General features: G+C 72.3%; 21 protein-coding genes. 10 read left to right on the forward strand and 11 right to left on the reverse strand.

What is annotated here, in order from left to right:
• Window positions 1-64: 64 nt before the first annotated feature.
• Window positions 65-2,122, reverse strand: coding sequence for a Stk1 family PASTA domain-containing Ser/Thr kinase (locus tag ABTZ99_RS28450; RefSeq protein ID WP_498773695.1), 2,058 nt, complete (start codon window positions 2,120-2,122; stop codon window positions 65-67).
• A 185-nt stretch (window positions 2,123-2,307) separates the two neighbouring features.
• Between ABTZ99_RS28450 and ABTZ99_RS28455 the strand changes: the two genes are divergently transcribed.
• A complete protein-coding gene (locus ABTZ99_RS28455) occupies window positions 2,308-2,673 on the forward strand; it encodes an Rv2175c family DNA-binding protein (RefSeq protein WP_498773697.1) in 366 nt (121 codons plus the stop codon).
• 76 nt (window positions 2,674-2,749) lie between these two features.
• Here the strand turns inward: ABTZ99_RS28455 and ABTZ99_RS28460 are convergent, their stop codons facing one another.
• The 3 genes from ABTZ99_RS28460 to ABTZ99_RS28470 all read right to left on the reverse strand — a co-directional run bounded on the left by ABTZ99_RS28460 (window position 2,750) and on the right by ABTZ99_RS28470 (window position 6,340).
• On the reverse strand, window positions 2,750-3,637 hold the full coding sequence (locus ABTZ99_RS28460) for a phytoene/squalene synthase family protein (RefSeq protein ID WP_498773699.1): 888 nt from the start codon (window positions 3,635-3,637) through the stop codon (window positions 2,750-2,752).
• A gap of 139 nt (window positions 3,638-3,776) precedes the next feature.
• Window positions 3,777-5,270 (reverse strand): phytoene desaturase family protein, encoded by a 1,494-nt coding sequence (gene crtI / locus ABTZ99_RS28465; RefSeq protein WP_499615442.1) that lies wholly within the window; start codon window positions 5,268-5,270, stop codon window positions 3,777-3,779.
• 2 nt (window positions 5,271-5,272) lie between these two features.
• Window positions 5,273-6,340 (reverse strand): polyprenyl synthetase family protein, encoded by a 1,068-nt coding sequence (locus ABTZ99_RS28470; RefSeq protein ID WP_498773703.1) that lies wholly within the window; start codon window positions 6,338-6,340, stop codon window positions 5,273-5,275.
• 105 nt (window positions 6,341-6,445) lie between these two features.
• Here ABTZ99_RS28470 and ABTZ99_RS28475 point away from each other — a divergent pair, with 105 nt between their 5' ends.
• Window positions 6,446-7,333, forward strand: a complete 888-nt coding sequence (locus tag ABTZ99_RS28475) for a methylenetetrahydrofolate reductase (protein WP_498773705.1) — start codon at window positions 6,446-6,448, stop codon at window positions 7,331-7,333.
• 291 nt (window positions 7,334-7,624) lie between these two features.
• Here ABTZ99_RS28475 and ABTZ99_RS28480 read toward each other — a convergent pair whose 3' ends face one another.
• Window positions 7,625-8,275: a DUF3153 domain-containing protein gene (locus tag ABTZ99_RS28480; protein WP_499615446.1), complete on the reverse strand. Its 651-nt coding sequence runs from the start codon at window positions 8,273-8,275 to the stop codon at window positions 7,625-7,627.
• 105 nt (window positions 8,276-8,380) lie between these two features.
• Here ABTZ99_RS28480 and ABTZ99_RS28485 point away from each other — a divergent pair, with 105 nt between their 5' ends.
• Complete coding sequence (locus ABTZ99_RS28485; protein WP_498773709.1) at window positions 8,381-10,060, forward strand: DUF885 domain-containing protein; 1,680 nt, start codon at window positions 8,381-8,383, stop codon at window positions 10,058-10,060.
• An 83-nt stretch (window positions 10,061-10,143) separates the two neighbouring features.
• On the forward strand, window positions 10,144-10,770 hold the full coding sequence (locus ABTZ99_RS28490) for a CHAP domain-containing protein (protein WP_499615449.1): 627 nt from the start codon (window positions 10,144-10,146) through the stop codon (window positions 10,768-10,770).
• A gap of 376 nt (window positions 10,771-11,146) precedes the next feature.
• On the opposite strand, the gene ABTZ99_RS28495 is transcribed toward ABTZ99_RS28490, so the two are convergent.
• Complete coding sequence (locus ABTZ99_RS28495) at window positions 11,147-11,707, reverse strand: GNAT family N-acetyltransferase (RefSeq protein WP_498773713.1); 561 nt, start codon at window positions 11,705-11,707, stop codon at window positions 11,147-11,149.
• On the reverse strand, window positions 11,704-12,204 hold the full coding sequence (locus ABTZ99_RS28500; RefSeq protein WP_498773715.1) for a YbaK/EbsC family protein: 501 nt from the start codon (window positions 12,202-12,204) through the stop codon (window positions 11,704-11,706). Before ABTZ99_RS28500 ends, ABTZ99_RS28495 begins: the two co-directional genes overlap by 4 nt.
• A gap of 182 nt (window positions 12,205-12,386) precedes the next feature.
• Here ABTZ99_RS28500 and ABTZ99_RS28505 point away from each other — a divergent pair, with 182 nt between their 5' ends.
• Window positions 12,387-12,800: an SAV_6107 family HEPN domain-containing protein gene (locus tag ABTZ99_RS28505; RefSeq protein ID WP_499615453.1), complete on the forward strand. Its 414-nt coding sequence runs from the start codon at window positions 12,387-12,389 to the stop codon at window positions 12,798-12,800.
• Window positions 12,797-13,561, forward strand: coding sequence for a maleylpyruvate isomerase family mycothiol-dependent enzyme (locus tag ABTZ99_RS28510; RefSeq protein WP_498773719.1), 765 nt, complete (start codon window positions 12,797-12,799; stop codon window positions 13,559-13,561). The genes ABTZ99_RS28505 and ABTZ99_RS28510 overlap by 4 nt, the downstream gene beginning before the upstream one ends.
• A 117-nt stretch (window positions 13,562-13,678) precedes the next feature.
• Here the strand turns inward: ABTZ99_RS28510 and ABTZ99_RS28515 are convergent, their stop codons facing one another.
• From ABTZ99_RS28515 to ABTZ99_RS28525, 3 genes are all read right to left on the reverse strand, one after another.
• The gene (locus tag ABTZ99_RS28515; protein WP_499615456.1) at window positions 13,679-13,810 is read right to left on the reverse strand and encodes a hypothetical protein; all 132 of its coding nucleotides are present in this window, start codon (window positions 13,808-13,810) and stop codon (window positions 13,679-13,681) included.
• Between the two features lie 42 nt (window positions 13,811-13,852).
• On the reverse strand, window positions 13,853-14,680 hold the full coding sequence (locus tag ABTZ99_RS28520; RefSeq protein WP_499615459.1) for an RCC1 domain-containing protein: 828 nt from the start codon (window positions 14,678-14,680) through the stop codon (window positions 13,853-13,855).
• A gap of 88 nt (window positions 14,681-14,768) precedes the next feature.
• On the reverse strand, window positions 14,769-16,343 hold the full coding sequence (locus tag ABTZ99_RS28525; RefSeq protein ID WP_498773723.1) for an alkaline phosphatase D family protein: 1,575 nt from the start codon (window positions 16,341-16,343) through the stop codon (window positions 14,769-14,771).
• Between the two features lie 23 nt (window positions 16,344-16,366).
• Here ABTZ99_RS28525 and ABTZ99_RS28530 point away from each other — a divergent pair, with 23 nt between their 5' ends.
• Window positions 16,367-17,077, forward strand: coding sequence for a VOC family protein (locus ABTZ99_RS28530; protein WP_499615462.1), 711 nt, complete (start codon window positions 16,367-16,369; stop codon window positions 17,075-17,077).
• Window positions 17,078-17,186: 109 nt separating this feature from the next.
• Here ABTZ99_RS28530 and ABTZ99_RS28535 read toward each other — a convergent pair whose 3' ends face one another.
• Window positions 17,187-18,083 carry an RNA polymerase sigma-70 factor gene (locus ABTZ99_RS28535; protein ID WP_499615537.1) on the reverse strand — a complete coding sequence of 299 codons (897 nt, stop codon included), beginning with the start codon at window positions 18,081-18,083 and terminating at the stop codon, window positions 17,187-17,189.
• 139 nt (window positions 18,084-18,222) lie between these two features.
• Between ABTZ99_RS28535 and ABTZ99_RS28540 the strand changes: the two genes are divergently transcribed.
• The 3 genes from ABTZ99_RS28540 to ABTZ99_RS28550 all read left to right on the forward strand — a co-directional run bounded on the left by ABTZ99_RS28540 (window position 18,223) and on the right by ABTZ99_RS28550 (window position 20,664).
• Complete coding sequence (locus ABTZ99_RS28540) at window positions 18,223-18,903, forward strand: class I SAM-dependent methyltransferase (RefSeq protein WP_498773727.1); 681 nt, start codon at window positions 18,223-18,225, stop codon at window positions 18,901-18,903.
• Window positions 18,904-19,022: 119 nt separating this feature from the next.
• Window positions 19,023-19,667, forward strand: a complete 645-nt coding sequence (locus ABTZ99_RS28545) for a GntR family transcriptional regulator (protein WP_499615465.1) — start codon at window positions 19,023-19,025, stop codon at window positions 19,665-19,667.
• A gap of 1 nt (window position 19,668) precedes the next feature.
• Window positions 19,669-20,664 (forward strand): 1-aminocyclopropane-1-carboxylate deaminase, encoded by a 996-nt coding sequence (locus tag ABTZ99_RS28550; protein ID WP_498773732.1) that lies wholly within the window; start codon window positions 19,669-19,671, stop codon window positions 20,662-20,664.
• Window positions 20,665-20,667 lie beyond the last annotated feature (3 nt).

Here is a 20,667-nt window from a genome sequence, read left to right on the forward strand (position 1 = left end):
CCCCGACTCCACGAGTCGGGGGCCACCGGGCGTTCAGGGGTCGCGACGCCGGAGGCGGCGCAGCCTACACAGCGATGATCGTGACCTTCGTGTCCTTCGGGACGCGCTCACCGGCCCGCACGGACTGGTTGACCACGCGTGCCCGGTCGCGGTCGTTGAACTGGACGTCGACCTTGAGACCGGCCTCTTCCAGGATCTTCTTCGCTTCCTTGACCGACTTGCCCTCGACCTGGGGCACGGTCACCGAGTCCGCGGACACCACCACGGTCACCCGCCGGTTGCCCGGTGGCAGGTTCGTGCCCGCCGGCGGGTCGGTGCGGATCACCTTGCCGCCGTCGACCTTGTCGGAGAACTCCGTCGGGCCTTCGACCGGCTCGAACCCGGCCGCGCTCAGCTCGGCGAACGCCTCGTCCTTGGTCTTGCCCGTGACGCTCGGCACCGGCTTGGGCTCCGAGCCCTTGCTCAGCACGATCGTCACCGTCGAGCCGATCGGCACCGGCGTGCCCGGCGCCGGCTTCAACGTCACGACCTTGCCCTTGGGCACGCGGTCGCTGAACTCGTCCTCAGCGGGGTTGAGCTGCGCTTTCAGCCCGACCGACGTGATCTCCCGCTCGGCCGCGGCGACCTCGACGCCCCCGTTGACCTGCGGCACCACCGGCTTGCCCGCGGACACCACGAGCCGCACCAGGTCGCCCTGGTTGGCCTTCGTCCCGGCGGGCGGGTCGGTGCTGATCACCTGCCCGCTCGGCACGGTGTCGCTGTTCTCCCGGCGCACCGTCTTCTTCAGCGACGCCTCGTCCAGCAGCGCGGTGGCGACGGTCTCGTCCTGGCCGACCAGGTCCGGCACGGTCGCGACCCGGCCGATGGCCAGCCACCAGATCGTGACGCCGATCAGGATCGCGGCCACCACGACGACGCTGAGCCACGTGATGAACTGCCGCTTGCCGCGCGCCCGCATCTCCTCGTAGAGCTGCTCGGGCGTCTTCTTCTTCGGCGGTCTCTTGGGCCGCGGGCGGGCCGGGGGAGTCGGGCCGGCCGGCTTGGGCTCGGGCGGCGCGAGCAGCTCGGCCCGGGAGATCGCCCTGGTGCCCTGCGGACCGCTCGCCGGCGGCACGAGCGGGTTCGGCCGGTGCACCGGCACGGTCGGCTCGGCGAACGGCGCGCCCACGCCCACCCGCACCGGTTCCACCCGCAACGTCTGCTCGGCCGTGCTCACCGGCGCCGGCACGTGCTCGGTGGCCTCGTCCGCGACCGCCGCCGCGACGGGCACCGGCACGTCCACGGCGGCGATGCCGAGCTTCGCCCGCGCGGTCTCCACCTCGGACAGGAACGACTCGGCGTCCGCGGGCCGCAGGAACGGCTCCTTGCGGGTCGCCCGGCGCACCAGCTCCGCCACCTCGGCGGGCACGTCCGGCACCGGCGGCACCTCGTCGTTCACGTGCCGGTAGGCCACCGAGATGGCGTTGTCGCCCACGTACGGCGGCGCGCCGGTCAACATCTCGTACAGCAGCACGCCCGCCGAGTACACGTCGCTGCGCGCGTCCGTGGTGCCCGTGGTGACCTGTTCGGGTGACAGGTAGGCGACTGTGCCCAGGATCATGGTGTCGCTGGTCACGCCCGCCGTCGACACCGCGCGCACGAGGCCGAAATCGGCGACCTTCACCGTGCCGCCGGGCCCGATCAGCACGTTCTCCGGCTTCACGTCCCGGTGCACGAGGTCCGCGCGGTGGGCGGCGGCCAGCGGCGAGAGGATCTTCTCGATGACGGTGAGCGCCAGCGGCACGTCCAGCTTGCCGCGCGCGGTGAGCAGGTCGCGCAGCGTGCCGCCGTCGACCAGCTCCATGACCAGGTAGACCCGGTCCTCGTCCACGCCCTGGTCGTGCACCTGCACCACGCCGGGGTGGTGCAACTTCGCCGCGGACCGCGCCTCGCGCTCGAACCTCGCCACGAACTGCGGGTCGGCGGAGAACCGGGGATCCATGACCTTGATGGCCACGGTCCGCTCCAAGCGCGTGTCCACACCTCGGTAGACGGTGGACATGCCGCCCCGCGCGACCAGGGCGCCTACCCGGTAGCGCTGTTCGAGCAGCCCGCCGATCACGTTCGTCGCCGACCTTTCCACAGCCGTGGATCGTACGGTGGGTGGTGCCGACCGAGTGCTGTGCGCTGGAGCATCCCACGCGCGCTTGTGGGATCCGTGTCAAAGTCGGGTGAAACAGGGGGTAGCCGCAACCCGACCCGCGGGTGTACCGCCACCACCCGGTTGGCGCAGGGCGTCGTTCACGTCGTTGTGGCATCGTGACGCACGTGAGTGCGATTCCTGCCGCTGCGGATGTGCTGGCTCCCGACCTGGAGGTCCTGCCCCTCCCCGAGGTCGCCGAGCGTCTTGACCTGCCCATCAACCGAGTCCACCAGTTGCTGCGCGACGGTCAGCTGATCGCCGAGCGGCGCAACGGCGTCCTCGTCGTCCCCGCGCAGTTCCTCGCCGCCGGAGGCGTGGTGAAGGGCCTGCCCGGCACCATCACGGTGCTGCGGGACTCCGGCTTCTCCCCGGAGGAGATCCTCCGGTGGCTGTTCACCGAGGACGAGACCCTGCCCGGCACGCCCGTCGAGGCGTTGCGCGGCGACCGCGGCCGTGAGGTGAAGCGGCGGGCACAGGCCTTGGCCTTCTGACGAGCACCGCACCACCCCCAGACGACCGTCCGCGTCCGGGCGGCTGCCCAGCCGCCCGGACGCCGTGCCCCCCGGCCTAGCGCCCGGTGGCCCTGGCCACCAGCGCCCGCGCGAACCCGGGCACGGCCACCGCCAGCCGCCGCGGGGTCGGCACCACCACCCGCCGGTCCAGCACCTGGTAGTCGGCCGCCGCGATCTCGTCCAGGATCTCCCGGTACAGCGTGAGCGCGGTCCGCACGCACGGCCGCGACACGGGCCGCAGCATCGGCACACCCGCCTCGGCCTCCCGGTACTCGGCCAGCGTGCGCGCGACCAAGTGCCCCGTCACCCGCCGCACCCGCTGGTCGGCCTTCCCGGTCCGCCGGCACCACACCAGCAGCTCCCGGTCGACGCCGTACGCCGTCAGCACGTCCTGCGGCAGGTACAGCCGGCCCCGGTCGAGGTCCTCGCCGACGTCGCGCAGGAAGTTCGTCAGCTGGAACGCGCGGCCCAGCGCGGCGGCGGACGGCTCGGCCTCCGCGCGCGGCACGACCGTCCCGAACACCGGCAGCAGCTGCAGCCCGATCACCGCCGCCGAGCCGTGCACGTAGCGCTCCAGCGCCGGGAAGTCCGGGTAGGACGTGACGGTCAGGTCCATCCGCATGGACGTCAGGAACGCGGTGAACAGCGCGGGGTCGATCGAGTAGCGGCGCACGGTGTCCACCAGCGCGGCGAGCACCGGGTGGCCGGTCCGACGTCCCGCCAGCTCGTCGGCCAGCTGGGCGTCCAGCAGCGCGAGGTCACCGGCCGGGTCGGCCGAGTCGCCGCTGTCCACGATCTCGTCGGCCCACCGGGCGAAGCCGTACAGGGCGTGCACGGCGGGCCGCTGCGCGGGCGTGAGCAGGCGGGTGGCGAGGAAGAACGTGCGGCCGTGCCGGGCGTTCAGCTCGCGGCAGCGGGCGTACGCCGCGGCCAGGTCGGTCACCGCCGGTCCGCCGCCCGGGTAGCCGACGACCGCACCGGCTCGACAAGTGCGGCGCTCGATCGGGGGAGGGACGTGGTCGCGGCCATCGCGCCGACATCGTCGCACAACGCCAGACGTGACGGCCTCGTCACCCGCGCGCTCAGCGCCGGGTCTGCGCCCGCCTCGCCGCCGCGGGGCGCCGCGACCTCGCCCCCGTCGTCCCCGTGATCCGCTGGGCGGCCAGCTTGCCGGAGATCAGCACCGGCGGCACGCCCACGCCCGGCGTGGTGCCGCAGCCGGCCAGCACCGCGTTGTCCAGGACCAGGTTGCGCGGCCGGAACGGCCCGGTCTGCGCGAACGTGTGCGCGGCCGAGAACGGGGTGCCCGCGGCCAGGCCCATGGCGGCCCAGTCCGCCGGCGTGACCAGGTGCTCGACCTCGATCGCGTCGCCGAACCCGGTGAGCCCGCGCGCCTCCAGCACGCCGACCAGCTCGTCTCGGTAGGCCGGGCCGACGCGGTCCCAGTCGACCGGGCCGACGCGCAGGTTCGGCGCGGGCGCCAGCACGAACATCCCCTGCCCGGGCGGCGCCGTGACCAGCAACGACGGGTCGCTCATCAACGTGCCGCGGCGGGTCAGCTCGTCGAACGTCCGGTCCCACTCGCGGCCGAAGAACAGCGTGTGGTGCGCCAGCTCCGGCCACGTCCGGTCCACGCCCGCGTGCAGCACGACCGCCGACGGCGACCACGTGATCGGCACGGGACGGCGCGGCCGGTGGCCGAGCAGGCGGTACGCCATGGGCAGGTCCGGCGTGAGCACGACCGCGTCGCACGGGATGCGCTCGCCGTGCGTGGTGCGCACCGCGGTGACCCGGCCGCCGATGCGCTCCAGCCACGCCACCGGCGTCTGGAACCGCAGGTCCGCGCCCGCGTCCCGGGCCGCCGCCGCCAACGCGTCCGGCAACGCCCGCATCCCGCCCTCGGGGTAGTGCACGCCCGCGATGGTGTCCATGTACGCGATGACGGCGTACGCGGCGAGGGCCTTGCGCGGCGGCACGCCCGCGTACAGCGACTGGAACGAGAACACCCGCTGCAACCGCTCGTCGTGCAGGAACCGCGCCACCGACGGCCCGAGCCTGCCGAACCCGCGCAGCGCGGCCAGCCTCGCCAACTGGGGCGTGAGCAGGGACAACGGCGAGTCGAAGTTCGCGCCGATGAACTGCTCGCGCTCCACCCGGTACAGCTCGGTCAGCCAGCGGCGCAGCGCCCGGTACCCCGCGGCCTCGCGGGGACCGGCGAACCGGCGCACCTCGGCCTCCATCGCCTCGCCGTCGGAGTGCACGTCCAGCGTGCTGCCGTCGGCGAAGCGGGCCCGGTAGGCGGGGTGCACGGGCCGCAGGTCCAGCCGGTCGGCGAGCGAGTCGCCGACCGCGTCGAGCGCCTCGTCCACCAGCTCCGGCATGGTCAGCACGGTCGGCCCGGTGTCGAACCGGTAGCCGCCCAGGTCCAGCCGACCGGCCCGACCGCCGGGCACGGCGTCGCGCTCGACCACGGTGACCCGGCGACCGGCGCCGAGCAGGTGCAGCGCGGCGGACAGCCCCGCCAGCCCCGCGCCGACCACGACGACGTGGTCCGTGCGGCCGGTGACCGTGCGCATCGTCAGGAGGTCCGCTTCGTGGCGCTGATCGCCAGCTCCGCCAGCCGCTCACCCGCCGGTTCGGCGATCGGCGCCCGGTCGAGCGCCCGCAGAGCCGACTCGGTCAGCTCGGCGATCCGCTCCTCGACCGCGTCCACCGCGCCGACCTCGCGCAGCCGCGCGCGCACCTCGTCCACCGTGGCCACGTCCAGGTCGGGCTTGCCCAGCGCCTCGTGCAGCACGTCCGCGCCGAACTCCATGCCCAGCGCGACCAGCAGCGTCCGCTTGCCCTCGCGCAGGTCGTCGCCCGCGGGCTTGCCGGTGACCGTCGGGTCGCCGAACACGCCGAGCAGGTCGTCGCGCAGCTGGAACGCCACGCCGATGTCCGTGCCGAACGAGCGCAGGCCGTCCACCAGCTCCGGTGACGCCCCGCCGATCGCCGCGCCCATGTGCAGCGGCCGTTCCACGGTGTAGGCGGCGGTCTTGAGCCGGTCGATGCGCAGCGCCGCGGCCGGCGAGCTGTCGCCGCGCGCCTGCGTGAGCACGTCGAGGTACTGGCCGGCCAGCATCTCGGTGCGCATGTCCCGCCACGGCAGGCTCAGCCGCTGCAACGCGTCGGTCGGCAGGCCGGCGGCGAACAGCATGTCGTCCGCCCAGGCCAGCGCCACGTCCCCGATCAGCACGGACGCGGCCAGCCCGAACCGCTCCGGCTCGCCGAGCCAGCCCTCGTCGCGGTGCCTGCGGGCGAACCGGACGTGCACGGTCGGCATGCCGCGGCGGGTCTCGGAGGCGTCCATCAGGTCGTCGTGCACCAGCGCGCAGGCCTGGATCAGCTCCAGCGAGCTGACCGCCGTGAGCACGGCGTCGGCCAGCTCGCCCTCCGGGTCGCCACCCGCGGCGCGCCAACCCCACCAGGCGAACGTGGGCCGGATCCGCTTGCCGCCGCCGAGGACGAAGTCGGCCAGCGCGTCGACCGCGCTCGTGAAGTTCTCCTCCATGCGCGCACCCAGTGCCCGGCGGTCGGCCAGGTAAGCGGCCAACGCTTCGTCGACGTGCTTGGGCAGTTCGAGGTCCAACGGGTGGGGCGGCACCCGTCTATGGTCACCTCTGCGACTTCGGGGTGCCCAACCGGGGGGCTCGTCCCATCCAGTGACAGCCTGCTTCCACGCCTCGGGCGAACCTCTAGGCTGTGCGGCATGACGTCGGTGGTCGAACGCCTGCACCGGGGATCCCCCGTGTTCTCCGTCGAGTTCTTCCCCCCGCGCGACGAGTCCGAGGAGACCATCCTCTGGCGGGCGATCCGCGAGCTGGAGGCGTTCGACCCGGCTTTCGTGTCCATCACCTACGGCGCGGGCGGCTCGCAGCGCGACCGGACGATCCGCACCACCAGCCGGGTGGCGCAGGAGACGACCCTGCTGCCGATGGCCCACCTCACGCTGGTCGACCACTCGGTGGCCGAGCTGCGCAACGTCATCGGCTGGTACGCGGCCGTCGGCGTGCGCAACATCCTCGCCGTGCGCGGCGACCCCCCTGGCGACCCGAACGGCGAGTGGGTGGCGCACCCGGAGGGCCTGACCTACGCCGAGGAGCTCGTCCGGCTGTGCCGTGAGCTGGGCGACTTCTGCGTCGGCGTGGCGGCGTCGCCGTACGGCCACCCCCGGTCGACGGACCTCGACTCCGACACCGAGTACCTGGTGCGCAAGCTGCGCGCCGGCGCCGACTTCGCCATCGCGCAGCTGTTCTTCGAGCCCGAGGACTTCCTGCGCCTGCGCGACCGCGTCGCCGCGCGTGGCTGCGACACCGTGCTGATCCCCGGCATCATGCCGCTGACGACGCCTCGGACCCTGGCCAAGACGGTGGAGCTGTCGGGCGCGTCCGTCCCGGACTCGGTGGCGCGCCGCCTCGACCCGTACGCCGACGACCCGGCGGGCTTCCGCGCGGCGGGCATCGACCTGGTGACCGAGGTGGGGGAGCGGCTGATCGCCGAGGGCGTGCCGTGCCTGCACTTCTACACCTTCAACCGGTCGAAGGCGACCAGGGAGATCGTCGGCCGCCTGGGCCTTGTCCCGGCCCGCGCTCTGTAGAATTGCGCCGCCTCCGGCGTCGCGGGCGAGGTCGCCGGGAAGTCGACCGTTCGCGCCCTGATTCTCCGACGATCGAAAAGCGTGATCGCCGGAGAATGAGGACGCGAACGATCGACGCGACCTCGCGGGGGTGTGAACGATGACGGCCCCAGGCGACGTCGGGGCGTAACCGAAGACCGGATCCCGACCCCCGACCTTGGCCTCAGGCGACCTGACGGGCCCGGCGCGTCGGAACGGACGTGACCGGTCTCAGTCGATCTGGCGGGCAGGCGTCGGAACCGAATCAGTGTTTCAGGCGACTTGGTGGCGGCGGTGGGCGACGATCGCGAGGATCACCACGATGAGCGCGGCCCCGCCGGTCAGCCCGGCCACCAGCATGGTCCAGCCGAGGTACGACACCGAGTTCGCGCCCGCGTAGCGCACCGTGGCGCTCAACATCGACGCCTGGCCGGGCTTCGGGGACCACGCGATGGTCGCGTTGTCCTCCTCCTGCCCGTTCGTGTCGATGATTTCACCCGGAAAGCTGATCTTCACCTGGATGTCGGCGCGCTCCGGCGGCACCTGCGTCAAGTCGACCGACCCCGACAGCGTCACCAGGTCGCCGGAGCGCCGGAACGTCAGCTGGTAGCGGCTCGACGACGCGCTCGTCGCCACCGACAGCGCCCGCACCTCGTCGAACGACAGCCCGTTGAACGACAGCTGCGTGCCGACGTAGTCGTCCACCTTGTACGGCTTGGTGCTGACCCGGCTGGCCAGCTCGTTCGGCACCTTCAGCTGCGGGCCGGGGTCGTTGTCCTTGGTCGGCGGGGTGGCGGCGGTGATCTCGCCGGACACGCGGTCGTCGGTGGACAACGCCATGGCGGCGTGCAGCCGGACGCACCCCGTCAGCGCGAACAGCGCGAGGAGGAGAACCGGCAGGAGGAGCGCGGAGGCCCTGGGCACCAGGCCATCCTGCCGGCCACGGTCAAAAGTTGACCGACTACACCCGATCGTGAGCGTGGCTAATTACCTGTTGGAGGGACATGGGCCGGAGGTAACGTGCGGCTCATGGCAACCTCCTCCGCCGGCGTGCACGGCATCAGCAACCAGTTCGTAGCCGATTACGCGGCCGCGGACCCGTTGACCGCGACGTTCATCGGCAAGCCCGGCCACGACGACCGGCTCACCGACTACTCGCCGGAGGGGCACGCCGCCCGCAAGGAGCTGTCGCAGAAGGCGCTCGCCGCGATCACCGCCGCCGAGCCCGCCGACAAGTCGGAGGCCGACGCGAAGGCCGTGTTCCTGGAGCGGGTCGGCCTCGACGTCGAGCTGCACGAGGCCGGCCAGATGGAGGGCCACCTCAACGTCATCGCGAGCCCGGTGCAGTCGCTGCGCGAGGTGTTCGACCAGATGCCCACCGAGACCGCCGACGACTGGGCCGTGATCGCCAAGCGGCTCACCGCCCTGCCGGACGCGGTGGCGAACCTGCGCGCGGGTCTCGCCTACGCCGCCGACAAGGGCCACGTCTCGGCGTTGCGGCAGGTCAGCAAGGTCGCCGAGCAGTGCGACACCTGGGCGGGTCGCGCCGGCGGCAAGTCGTTCTTCGCCAACCTGATCGCCGACGCCCCCGTGGACGGCGCGCTGCGCACCGAGCTCGAAGCGGGCGCCAGGGCCGCCGCGGAGTCCTACGGCGACCTGGCCGCGTTCCTGCGCGACGACCTCGCGCCCAAGGCGCCGAAGAAGGACGCCGTCGGCGAGGAGGTCTACCGGCTCCAGTCCCGCTACTTCACCGGGTCCCGCCTCGACCTGGCCGAGGCCTACGAGTGGGGCTGGGAGGAGTTCACCCGCCTCGAGACCGAGATGAAGCAGGTCGCGAACCGGATCAAGCCGGGCGCCACCCTCGCCGAGGCCGCCGCCGCGCTGGACGCCGACTCCCGCTACCTGGTGCACGGCAAGGACGGCCTGCGCTCGTGGATGCAGGAGCTGTCGGACAAGGCGTTGCAGGACGTGCGGGGCGTGCACTTCGACCTGCCGGACGAGCTGATGAAGCTGGAGTGCCGCATCGCGCCGCCCGGCGGTGGCGTCGGCGCGTACTACAGCGGCCCCACGCCGGACTTCTCCCGTCCCGGCCGCATGTGGTGGTCCGTGCCGGACGACAAGGAGACCTTCTCCACCTGGCGCGAGGTCACGACCGTCTACCACGAGGGCGTGCCCGGCCACCACCTCCAGGTCGCCACGGCCGTCTACCAGGCGGGCAAGCTGAACGAGTTCCAGAGCCTCATGTGCTGGGTGTCGGGCCACGGCGAGGGCTGGGCGCTGTACGCGGAGCGGCTGATGCGCGAGCTCGGCTACCTCGGGGACGACGGCGACCTGCTCGGCATGCTCGACGCGCACCTGTTCCGCGCGGCCCGCGTGATCATCGACATCGGCATGCACCTGGAGCTGGAGATCCCCAAGGGCACCGGCTTCCACGAGGGCGAGCGGTGGACCCCGGACCTCGGTCTGGAGTTCATGCTGACCCGCACCATCACCGACCCGGCGCACGTGCACGACGAGATCGACCGCTACCTGGGCTGGCCGGGCCAGGCCCCGTCCTACAAGCTGGGTGAGCGGCTGTGGCTGGCGGCCCGCGACGACGCCCGCGCCCGGCACGGTGACGCGTTCGACCTCAAGGCGTTCCACCGGCAGGCCTTGGAGATGGGGGCCATGGGGTTGGACACTCTTCGTGAACGGCTCACGGAACTCTGACCCGACCCGGTGACCTCGGTTTCACGCCGAGGTCACCGGATCAGGTGTTTGATGTTGTGGGCGAACGACCGTAGGGGGACCTGATGACCGGACGTGCGATGCGTGCCGCACTCGGCGTGGTACTGGCCGGCGCGCTGCTGGTCGCCGGGTCACCGGCCCTCGGCCAAGCCCAACCGCTGGGCGACCAGGCCGAGTGGCGCGTCCGGCAGGACATCGTCGACAACGCCCTGCGGCAGGTCGGCCAACGCGAGGGCAACGGCAACTACTACCCGCCGCAGTACCAGGTGGCGGGCCAGGGCGTGCTGCGCCCGGCCGAGTGGTGCGGCGTCTTCGTGAACTGGGCCTGGACCACCGCCGGCGTGCCGGACCGGCCGTCGATGCGCCCCGCACCCGGCGCCTCCGTCCTGGACCAGGGCCACTGGGCGACCTACTGGCAGAAGTGGGGCAAGGCCACCGGCCGCTGGAAGGACATCTCCGAGCGCGACGTGGCACCCGGCGACGCCGTCGTCTACGGCAACTACCCGGACATGCACGCCCACGTGGGCGTCGTCGTAGAGGTCAAGTACGACCGGACGGGCCGCAAGGCCACCCACGTCCGCACCGTCGAGGGCAACTTCGGCGAACGGGTCGTCTACTCGAAGCTGCGCAAGATCGAAGGCCTGAACGCCGGCAAGTACCTCCAAGCCTCCGGCTTCGTCTCCCCCTTCTAACTCCCGCCCCAACCCCCGCCCTAAATCCCGCTCAACCCCCCGCGCCCTACCCCCACCCTCACCTCGTGCACTGACACGCCCTTGCCCACACCCTTTCCCAAAGGAAGGGCTTCGTGTCATCCCGCCGACCTGGCTCCGCCCTACCGCGCGTGTCAAGGGGGCCTGTTCACCGATACCTCGCGGCATTCACCTATACCTGCCCCCTTGATACGTGTGGTAGCCCGTAGGGAGGTCGGTGGGATGACACGAAACCCGCACCACAACGGACCCGGCGCAGAACCACCCAAAGAGCCGTCATCCTGCTGATCTGCCCGTCCGGCGAGGACTCTTTCAATCTTTTGATCTTCTAACCCACCACCCAGGGCTCCCCCCACCCTCACCCGAGCGGCAAAACCCTCCCCAACACCGCAAACGGCCTCGGATCGCCGGTGAACTGGTAGTGCCGCAGCACGTCCACGAACCCCACCCGCCGGTACAACCGCCACGCCTTGCTGGGCCCCTCCGGCGTGGACAACAGCACCCGCGAGCTGGGCACACCCTCCACCAGGTTCCGCAGCAACTGCTCGCCGACCCCGCGCCCCTGCGCCCGCGGCAGCACGTGCAGCTCGGTCAGCTCGAAGTAGTCGTGCATCCACTCCTCGACCGCCCTCGGCCCGGACACCATCGTCAACCCGTGCCGCACCTGCTCGTGCCACCACTGGCCGACCGAACCCCGGTACCCGTACCCGATCCCGATCAGCTCGTCCTGCTCGCCCAGCGCCACCACGCACCGCCACCCGTCGCGCAGCATGTGCGCCAACCACATGGGTGCGCGCTGCTCGGCCGTGCCGGGCGGGTACTCCATCGCGCTGACGTAGAGCGCGAGCGCCTCGTCCAGCCGGGAGCTCAACTCCCGCGCGGACAGCGCGACGACCCGCTGGGACGGCGCGGCGGTCACTGCGCGACCTCCGCGGATGTGCCGCCGGTCAGGTCGAGCAGGCCCGCGTACGTCGTGGGGTACACCGCGTGGGGGTGCCCGGCCGCTGCCCACACCACCTCGTACTGCTCCAACGCGACGTCCACGAACGTCGTGATCGGCGCCGGGTGCCCCACGGGGGAGACGCCGCCGATCACCTGCCCCGTGTGCTCGCGCACGAACGCGGGCGTGGCCCGTTCGATCGCGTCCGCGCCCGCCAGCACGGCGAGCTTCGCGGTGTCCGCGCGGTGCGCGCCGGAGGTGAGCACGAGCAACGGCGTGGCGACCCCGTCGCGGACCGCGGCGAAGATCAGGCTGTTGGCGATCGCGCCGACCGGCACGCCCACCGCCTCGGCCGCCGCGGCGGCGGTGCGGACGGCGTCGGCCAACACGCGGATCCCGTTCGCCGCATCATGATGGCCCGCCTCGGACAGTGCGGCGGCCACCTTGCGGATGCCGGGGTGGTCGAGTGCGCTCACCTGTTCATAAGACCACGGGCGGTCGGCTTGAGGAGTTCCGGGCCGGCAGGATAGTCTGGTCCTGCTCGAACGTTTGTTCGAGCAATGCCTTGGTGGTGGGGCGGGGGAAGCGCCCCACCACCAAGTGCCGCCGTCTCCCCGCGGCGGTCGTCGCTGTCCCGACGCCGCGAGGAGGCCGCGAGATGACTCAGACCTTCCCCCGCCGCATTCCCCTCCCGCTACCACCGGCGTCGGCGGTGACCCTGCTCGGACAGGCCCGCGAGTGCCTGACCGAGGCCGAACGGGACCCGAACCCGCCCACCCGCTTCGCCACGGCCTACCTGGCCGCGATGCGGGCGGCGGCGGCCGTGCTGGCGGCCAGGGGCCGACCCCACCGGGGCCGGGCCAAGCCGACCAGCGTGTGGGTCCTGCTGCCCTCCCTCGCGCCGGAGCTGCGCGAGTGGGCCGCGTTCTTCGCCGAGTGCTCGGCGACGCGCGCGGCCGTGCTGGCGGGCATCACCAGGCAGGTCACCCAGCGCGCAGCCGACGACCTGGTGCGCCAAGCGGCGCAGTTCACCGAGTTGGTCGACGAGATCATGTACGAGGACGGACTGTGAGCAGGGGACTGGTCGCCTACGACCGCCTGATCGACGTAGTGGAGGCCGAAGCCGAGCGCCTGGCGGCGTCGGCCGAGGGACAGCGCCCGGAACGCCAGGTGCCCGCGTGCCCCGGGCTCAACCTCGGGGAGACCGCGCGACACGTGGGCAGCACGTACCGGATGGTGGCGACGTGGCTGAGGGAAGGCAGCCAACCCCTGGTGTGGCAACAGGACCCGGAGCCGGGGCAGCCGTTGCCGGAGTACGTGCGGGCGGGCGTGCGGCCGCTGGTGCGGGCGTTGCGGCCGCACGAGCCGGACGACCCGTGCGAGACGTGGTGGCCCGCCGAGCGCAACCACAACTTCTGGGCACGGCGGCTGGCGCACGAGTCGACCGTGCACCGGATGGACGTGCAGGCGGCGGCCGGGTTGCCGATCGACCCGGTGGACGACGACGTGGCCGAGGACGGCGTGGACGAGATCCTCACGCTCTGGCTGGGGCACCGGCTCGACATCCTCGGCGTGCGCGGCACGCGCGAGGGGACGGTGGCGATCCGCACGGGCGACAAGGTGTGGCTGGCCACCACCGGCCCCGACCCGGCGGTGGCCCGGCTCGTCACCGACGGGGAGGTCTCGTCGGCGAACGGCGAGGTGACCGGGACCCCCATGCAGGTGTACCGCTGGCTGTGGGGCCGGATCCCGGACCGCGACCTGCCCCCGACGACCGGCGACCACGACGCGATCGCGCAGCTGTGGGCCTTGTTGAGGCTGGCGACCAAGTAACCGGCTGGACGTGCGTCCGCCGCCGCAGAGAGCGGTACCGGCGGCGGACGCGCTCACCTCCGCACCTTCATCTCCTACCCCTGCACTTCTCCCTGCCTCACCTCAGCACTCCCTGCCTCACCTCAGCACCAGGTTGTGGTAGTAGGCCGAGCTGATCTTCTGGATACCGCCCTCACGCACCTGGGTCGACACGTCCATCTGCCCTTGGCCGTTGTAGTTCCAGACGATGACCTTGCCGTCCTTGAGCACCGTGTTGTGGATCTGCCCGGCGGCGATCGCGGTGACCCCCGTCTACGCGATCGTGGGCACCGAGGCCTGCTCGTACTCGTTCCAGCCCCAGGCGATCACCTCGCCGTCGTCCTTCAGCGCGAGGTTGTGCTGGGCGCCGGCGGCGATGGCGACGACACCGGACCGGGCGGCCTCCGGCACGTCGACCTGGCCGTACTTGTTCCAGCCCCAGGCGATGACCCCGCCGTTCTTGAGGGCCAGCGCGTGACCGAGTCCCGCGGCGATCGCCGTGACGCCCGACGTCGCTTCCTTCGGCACGTCGAACTGGCCGAAGTTGATGCCGGCGCCGCCCGACTCCCAGCCCCAGACGAGGACTCCGCCGTCCTTGACCGCCAGGCTGAAGTGCTGGCCGGCGGCGATGGCGGTGACGCCGGACGTCGCCTCCGCGGGCACCTGCGTGAGCAGGGACCGGCCCCAGGCGATCACCTGGCCGTCCTTGATCGCCAAGCTGTGGTAGGTCCCGGCGGCGATCGCGTCGACCCCGTCCCACAGCGCCAGCGGCACCCGGAGGTGATCGCCTTCGAGCGACCCCGGATTGCTCCAGAGCAGGACCTTGCCGTCCTTGATCGCCAGGTTGTGCTTGAACCCGGCGGAGATGGCGGTGACCCCCGACCTGGCCTCCTCGGGGATCGGGACCTTCGCCACCGCGGCCGTGCCCCAGGTGAGGACCTCGCCGATGGGCACGGGAGCAGCGGACGCGCGGGCCACGCCGACCGACGTGGGAGCCACGCCGACCGACGCCCCCGACGCGGGCGCCACGCCGACCGACGCCACCGATGCGGCGACCACCGCCGCCACCAGGCCCGACGCGCGCAGGCCGCGAACGAACATTCTCAAGATGCTTCTCCAACAGGTGGGCTGTGATGGTTCACGCGCCCGGAGAAGCTACTGACGATCACCACACGCCGCGCACACAAACTCACAGCTCCAGGGCGGTGACCTCCGCCAACCCCGCACCCGTCGCCGTCTCCAACCGGAAGCGCGCCGCGCGCCCGTCGATCTCCAGCACGCCGACCGAGTTGCCGAAGTGAGGGCCGCTCAGCTTCTGCCACGCCACCGGGTCCGGCGAGATGCCGCGCCGGTCGGCCCACCACCGCAGCAGCCTCGCGATCGGCTTCGACCACGACAACCGGAACGCCGGCCGGAACACCCACGGCGGCTCGTTGTGCACCGGCGAGCACACGAGCTGGTACACCTTCGCCCGCACCGACGAGCCGAACGTCGCCCGTGCCGCGTAGCTGTGGTGCACGTCCCCCGACAGCACGCACACCGTGCCCGGCGCGTCCTCGGCCCCCGAGATCCGCTCCACCAGCCGTGCCATCCGCTCGAACGACGCCCGGAACGCGGGCCAGTGCTCCAGGTCCGCGACCTGCCGCACCTTCTCGCCCACCCGGCCGCGCCACCCCGGCAGACCGGCCATCCGCTCGTTCAACGACTGGAAGTGGCTCAACGCGTGCGGCATCAGCCACGGCAGCGACGAGCCCACCAGCAGGTGGTCGACGTCGCCGTGGGCGTTCTCCTCGATCCAGTCGAACTCCCGGTCGCCCACCATCAGCCGCCGCGGCCCGGCCAGGATGCGCCCGCTGCGCGTGTCGATCACCAGCAGCCGCACGCGGCCGAAGTCGCGCCGGTAGCTCCACCGCGTCGACTTGCCGCCGTCGACCTCCCGGTCCGCCTGCTCGGCGAAGTCCTCCAGCAACTCCCGCACGTCACCACCGGTGGACCGCACCTTGGCGTACAGCTCGTCGGTCGCCAGCTCGTCCGGGCTGAGGTTGCCCAGGTGCTGGTAGACCCAGTACGACGCGAGTCCCGCCCGGATGCGCTCCGGCCACCAGCGCTTGGTCGCCATCTGCTCGCGCCACGTCCGCGAGGTGTTCCAGTCGTCGCGCACGTCGTGGTCGTCGAAGATCATCGACGTCGGCACGACGGACATCAGCCAGCGGATCTCGGGGTCGGCCCACGACTCGTGGTACAGCTCGGCGTACTCGCGGAACGACACCACCTCGCCCGCCGGCTCCGGTCTGCGCTCGGCCAGCCACCGCTTGATCCGCGGCGTCGGCTCGTCGGCGTAGACCTGGTCGCCGAGCAGCACCAGCGCCTCCGGCCACCGCTCCTGCGGCTCGTCCTTCATCCGCAACGCGTACGCGTCCAGCGCGTCCGGCCCGAGCTTGTCCGGCGTGCCCTCGCCCTTGGCCGCGCGGCACGACCCGAACAGCAGCCGCCGCACCGGCGTGGTGCGGATGCTCGGGGCCGGGAACGGCGAGTCCGGCAGCGGCCAGACCACGTCACCGTCCAGCCGCACGTCGTAGGGCGTGGTCGTGCCCGGTTCCAGCCCTTCGACCACCACCAGCGCGAAGTGCTGCTCGCCGACCTGGAACGTCTCGGCGCGATGGCCGGCGACGGCGACCTCGCAGGCCGCGTCGGTCTCGACCCACACCGTGGCCGAGAGGGAGTCGACGTGCCGCAGCACCGGACCGAGAACGAGCTGAGCCATTGCGCAGACGTTACCTTCGGACCATGGCAACGAGGTGGTGCGATGTGGTGGTCGATTCGGCCGATCCGGCCGCGCTCGGCCGGTTCTGGTCGGCGCTGCTGGGTCGACCGGTCACCGGTGAGAGCGCCGACGAGGTCGACGTGGAGCTGAGCCCCGGGCAGGAGCTGGTGTTCGGGCTCGTGCCGGACGTGAAGCAGGTGAAGAACCGGGTGCACCTCGACCTGGCGTCGACGTCGCCGGAGGACCAGGCGGCGATCGTGGCGCGGGCCGTCGAGCTGGGCGCGAAGCCGGTCGACGTCGGGCAGGGCGACGTGCCGTGGGTGGTCCTGGCGGACCCGGAGGGCAACGAGTTCTGCGTGCTGGAGCAGCGCGACGAGTACGCGCACACCGGTCCGGTGGCGGCGGTCGTGGTGGACGCGTCCGACCCGCCGGCGCTGGCCGCGTTCTGGGCCGGTCCGACCGGGTTGCCCGTGACGCGCTCGGCGGCCGACTTCGCGTCGTTGGCGCAGGAGGCCGGGCCGTCCCTGGAGTTCGTGCGGGTGGCCGAGCCGAAGGTGGTGAAGAACCGGCTGCACCTCGACCTCGCGCCGTTCGCGGACGACGACCTGCCGACCGAGGTGGCCCGGCTGGAGGCGTGGGGCGCCGTGCGGGTGGACGTGGGGCAGGCCGACGTGCCGTGGGTCGTGCTGGCCGACCCCGAGGGCAACGAGTTCTGCGTGCTGACACCTCGCTGAAGAGGCCGTCATCTCCCACCTCCCCGACTCACTCGGCCTCCCTAGCCTCGCCTCACCCGACCTCACCGACTCACCCGACCTCACCGGCCTCACCAGCCCTCACCGAACCTCACCGCAGGGTGAGCGCGGTCTCTGCCCCGACCCGGGTCAGCTTCTCGGGGTTGCGGACGTAGTAGAGGCCGGTGATGCGCCCCTCCTCGACCTTGATCGCCATGACGCCGTCGACCTCGCCGTCGAAGCGCACGACGAGCGCCGGGTTCCCGTTGACCACGACGGGCTCGCCGGTGAACGTGCTCTCGAGCCGGCCAAGACCGCCGAGGACCATCCGGATCACCCTGTCGGCGCCGGTGACCGGCCGCGGCACGGCCCGCTTGACGCCGCCGCCGTCGCTGATCAGCACGACGTCGGGGGCGAGCACCGCGAGCAGTCCCGGCACGTCCTCGGCCTCCAGGGCGCGCCGCAACGACTCCAGCGCCTCCCGGGCCTCGCCCGGCGAGACCGCCTCACGGGGGCGGCGGGCGTCGACGTGCCGGCGGGCGCGGTGCGCGATCTGGCGGACGGCCGCGGGGGTCTTGTCGACGGCGGCGGCGATCTCGTCGTAGCCGACGTCGAAGGCCTCGCGCAGCACGAACACGGCGCGCTCGGTCGGCGACAGCGTCTCCAGGACGAGCATCAACGCCATCGACACGCTCTCGGCGAGCTCGACGTCCTGCGCCACGTCCGGCGCGGTGAGCATCGGCTCGGGCAGCCAGGAGCCGACGTACGCCTCCTTCCGGCGCCGCATCGTGCGCAGCCGGTTGAGCGCCTGCCTGGTCGTGATCCGGACCAGGTAGGCGCGCTGGTCGCGCACGTGCGCCAGGTCGACCTCCACCCACCGCAGCCAGACCTCCTGCAACACGTCCTCGGCGTCGGCGGCCGAGCCCAGCATCTCGTACGCGACGGTGAAGAGCAGGTTGCGGTGGGTGACGAACGCCGCCGTCGCCTGGTCGGTGGTGTGCTCGGCCATCGGCCGGTCCACGCCGGTCTCGAGCTGCGCCATGGTGTCTCCTTCGCTCCCGGGGCGGTCACAAGACGCCGCGTGGTCGAGAGTTGTGACAGGCGCGTGGCGCGGATCACTCGTCCCGCCGCGACGGCTAGGCTGAAGCGTGGTCAGGTTGCTGGACGACGAGTCGCTGGAACGGTCGTCGGTCGTGGCGAACTGCGCCATGAACCGCGAACGCGGGCTCACCGGTTCCAACGGCTACGGCCGCGAACTCGGCCTCGACGTCGTCGACCTGATCACCGACCGCCTGTCGCGGGGCGCCGAGGCGTTCCACTGGCTCGACCTGTGCTGCGGCACCGGCACGGCGCTGCTCGAATGCGCCCGCCTGGTGGACGACCCGCGGCTGCGGATCACCGGCGTCGACCTCGTCGACTTCTTCGCCGGACCGCCGCCCGCCGGGGTGGAGTTCGTCACGGGCCCGGTGGAGTCCTTCGCCCCGCGACGGTCCTTCGACCTGGTGACCTGCGTCCACGGCCTGCACTACGTCGGCGACAAGCTCGGCGTCCTCGCCCGCGCGGCGTCCTGGCTGACCGAGGACGGCGTCCTGGTGGCGAACCTCGACCTCGCCGCGGTCGTGTCGGCGGAGGGTCGTCCGTGGGGCCGGCGGCTGACCGGGTCGCTGCGGTCGGCGGGGTTCGACTACGACTCGCGACGGCGCCGCGTCAGGTGCGTCGGGCGCCGGCAGGTCGACCTCCCGTTCCGCTACCTCGGCGCGGACGACCAGGCCGGCCCCAACTACACCGGCCAACCCGCGGTGAACTCGCACTACTCGGATCGCCCCTGAACCTGGCGAAGGGGAGTGGGCGCAACCCGGTGGACGCAACCCGCTCCTGCCGCCGGCCGATCTCCCCGGCTCGCACGGCTCCTGGTGCTCTGGTCGGTGACCGTCTACAGTGCGCCAGTATGCAATATATTAGTCGCGCCCTCTACCGCGACCAGGCGTTGATCGCGATCCGCGAGGCGATCCTGGGCGGCGACCTGGCGCCCGGCGTGCCGATCAAGGACGTGGAGCTGGCCGAACGGCTGGGCCTGTCCCGGACGCCGGTGCGCGAGGCGTTGGCGCGGCTGACCGACGAAGGCCTGGTCGAGAGCAAGCCGCACAGCTACACGCGGGTCACGCCGCTGGACACGGCGGCGGTGCGCGACGCGCACGTGGTCGTCCAGGCCATGCACGCGGTCGCCGCCCGGCTGGCCGCGCCACGCCTCGTCGAGGCGGACCTGGACGCGATGCGCGCGGCGAACACGGCGTTCGCCCGCGCCCTCGCCTCCGGCGACGTGCCCGCCGCGCTCGCCGCCGACGACGAGTTCCACGCGGTGGCCGTGCGGCGTGGCGGCAACTTCGCCGTCACGGCCACCATCGAGCGCTACACGCCCCTGGTGCGCAGGCTGGAACGGCTGCGGTTCGCCGCGCCGACCGGCCGCCACTCGGTGGCGATGCACGACGAGATCATCACCGCCTTCGCCGCGGCCGACGCCGACCTCGCGGCACGGCTGGTCGAGCGGAACTGGGCGACGTTGGCAGACCTGTTCCGGGTTGAGGAGAACTGACATGGCGCTGGGCGATTTCGAGCGTTTCCCGCTGACCTTCGGCCCGTCCCCGGTGCACCGGCTGGAGCGGCTCACCAGTCACCTCGGCGGCGCGCGGGTGTGGGCCAAGCGGGAGGACTGCAACTCCGGGCTGGCCTACGGCGGCAACAAGACCCGCAAGCTGGAGTACCTGGTGGCGGAGGCGTTGGCGACGGGCTGCGACACGCTGGTGTCGATCGGCGGCGTGCAGTCCAACCACACGCGCCAGGTCGCCGCGGCGGCGGCGCGGGCCGGGCTGAAGTGCGTGCTGGTGCAGGAGAGCTGGGTCGACTGGCCGGACGCGGTGTACGACCGGGTGGGCAACATCCTGCTCAGCCGGCTGATGGGCGCCGAGGTGCGGTTGGTCCAGGCGGGCTTCGGCATCGGCGTGAAACCCGCGTGGGAGCAGGCGATCGAGGACGTGCGCGCGGCCGGCGGCAAGCCGTACGCGATCCCGGCGGGCGCGTCGGACCACCCGCTCGGCGGGCTCGGGTTCGCCGGGTGGGCGGCCGAGGTCGAGCGGCAGGAGGCCGAGCTGGGCGTGCGGTTCGACACGATCGTCGTGTGCTCGGTGACCGGCAGCACGCAGGCGGGCATGGTCGCCGGGTTCGCGGGCAGCGGCCGGCGGGTGATCGGCATCGACGCCTCCGCCGAGCCGTGCGACACCAAGGCGCAGATCACGCGCATCGCCAAGAACACGGCGGACCTGCTGGGCGTGAAGGTGACCGACGAGGACGTCATCCTCGACGACCGCTTCCACGAAGGCATCTACGGCGTGCCGGGTGAGTCCACAGTGGACGCCATGAAGCTCGGCGCCCGGCTGGAGGGCATGATCACCGACCCGGTGTACGAGGGCAAGTCGTTGGCGGGCCTGGTGGAACTGGTCTCCAGCGGCGAGATCCCGCGCGACTCCGACGTCCTCTACGCGCACCTGGGCGGCCAGCCCGCGCTCAACGCCTACAGCGCGCTGTTCCGCTGACGG

It is taken from the genome of Actinosynnema sp. NPDC002837, from assembly GCF_040295345.1.
In the GTDB taxonomy this organism is placed as follows: domain Bacteria; phylum Actinomycetota; class Actinomycetes; order Mycobacteriales; family Pseudonocardiaceae; genus Actinosynnema.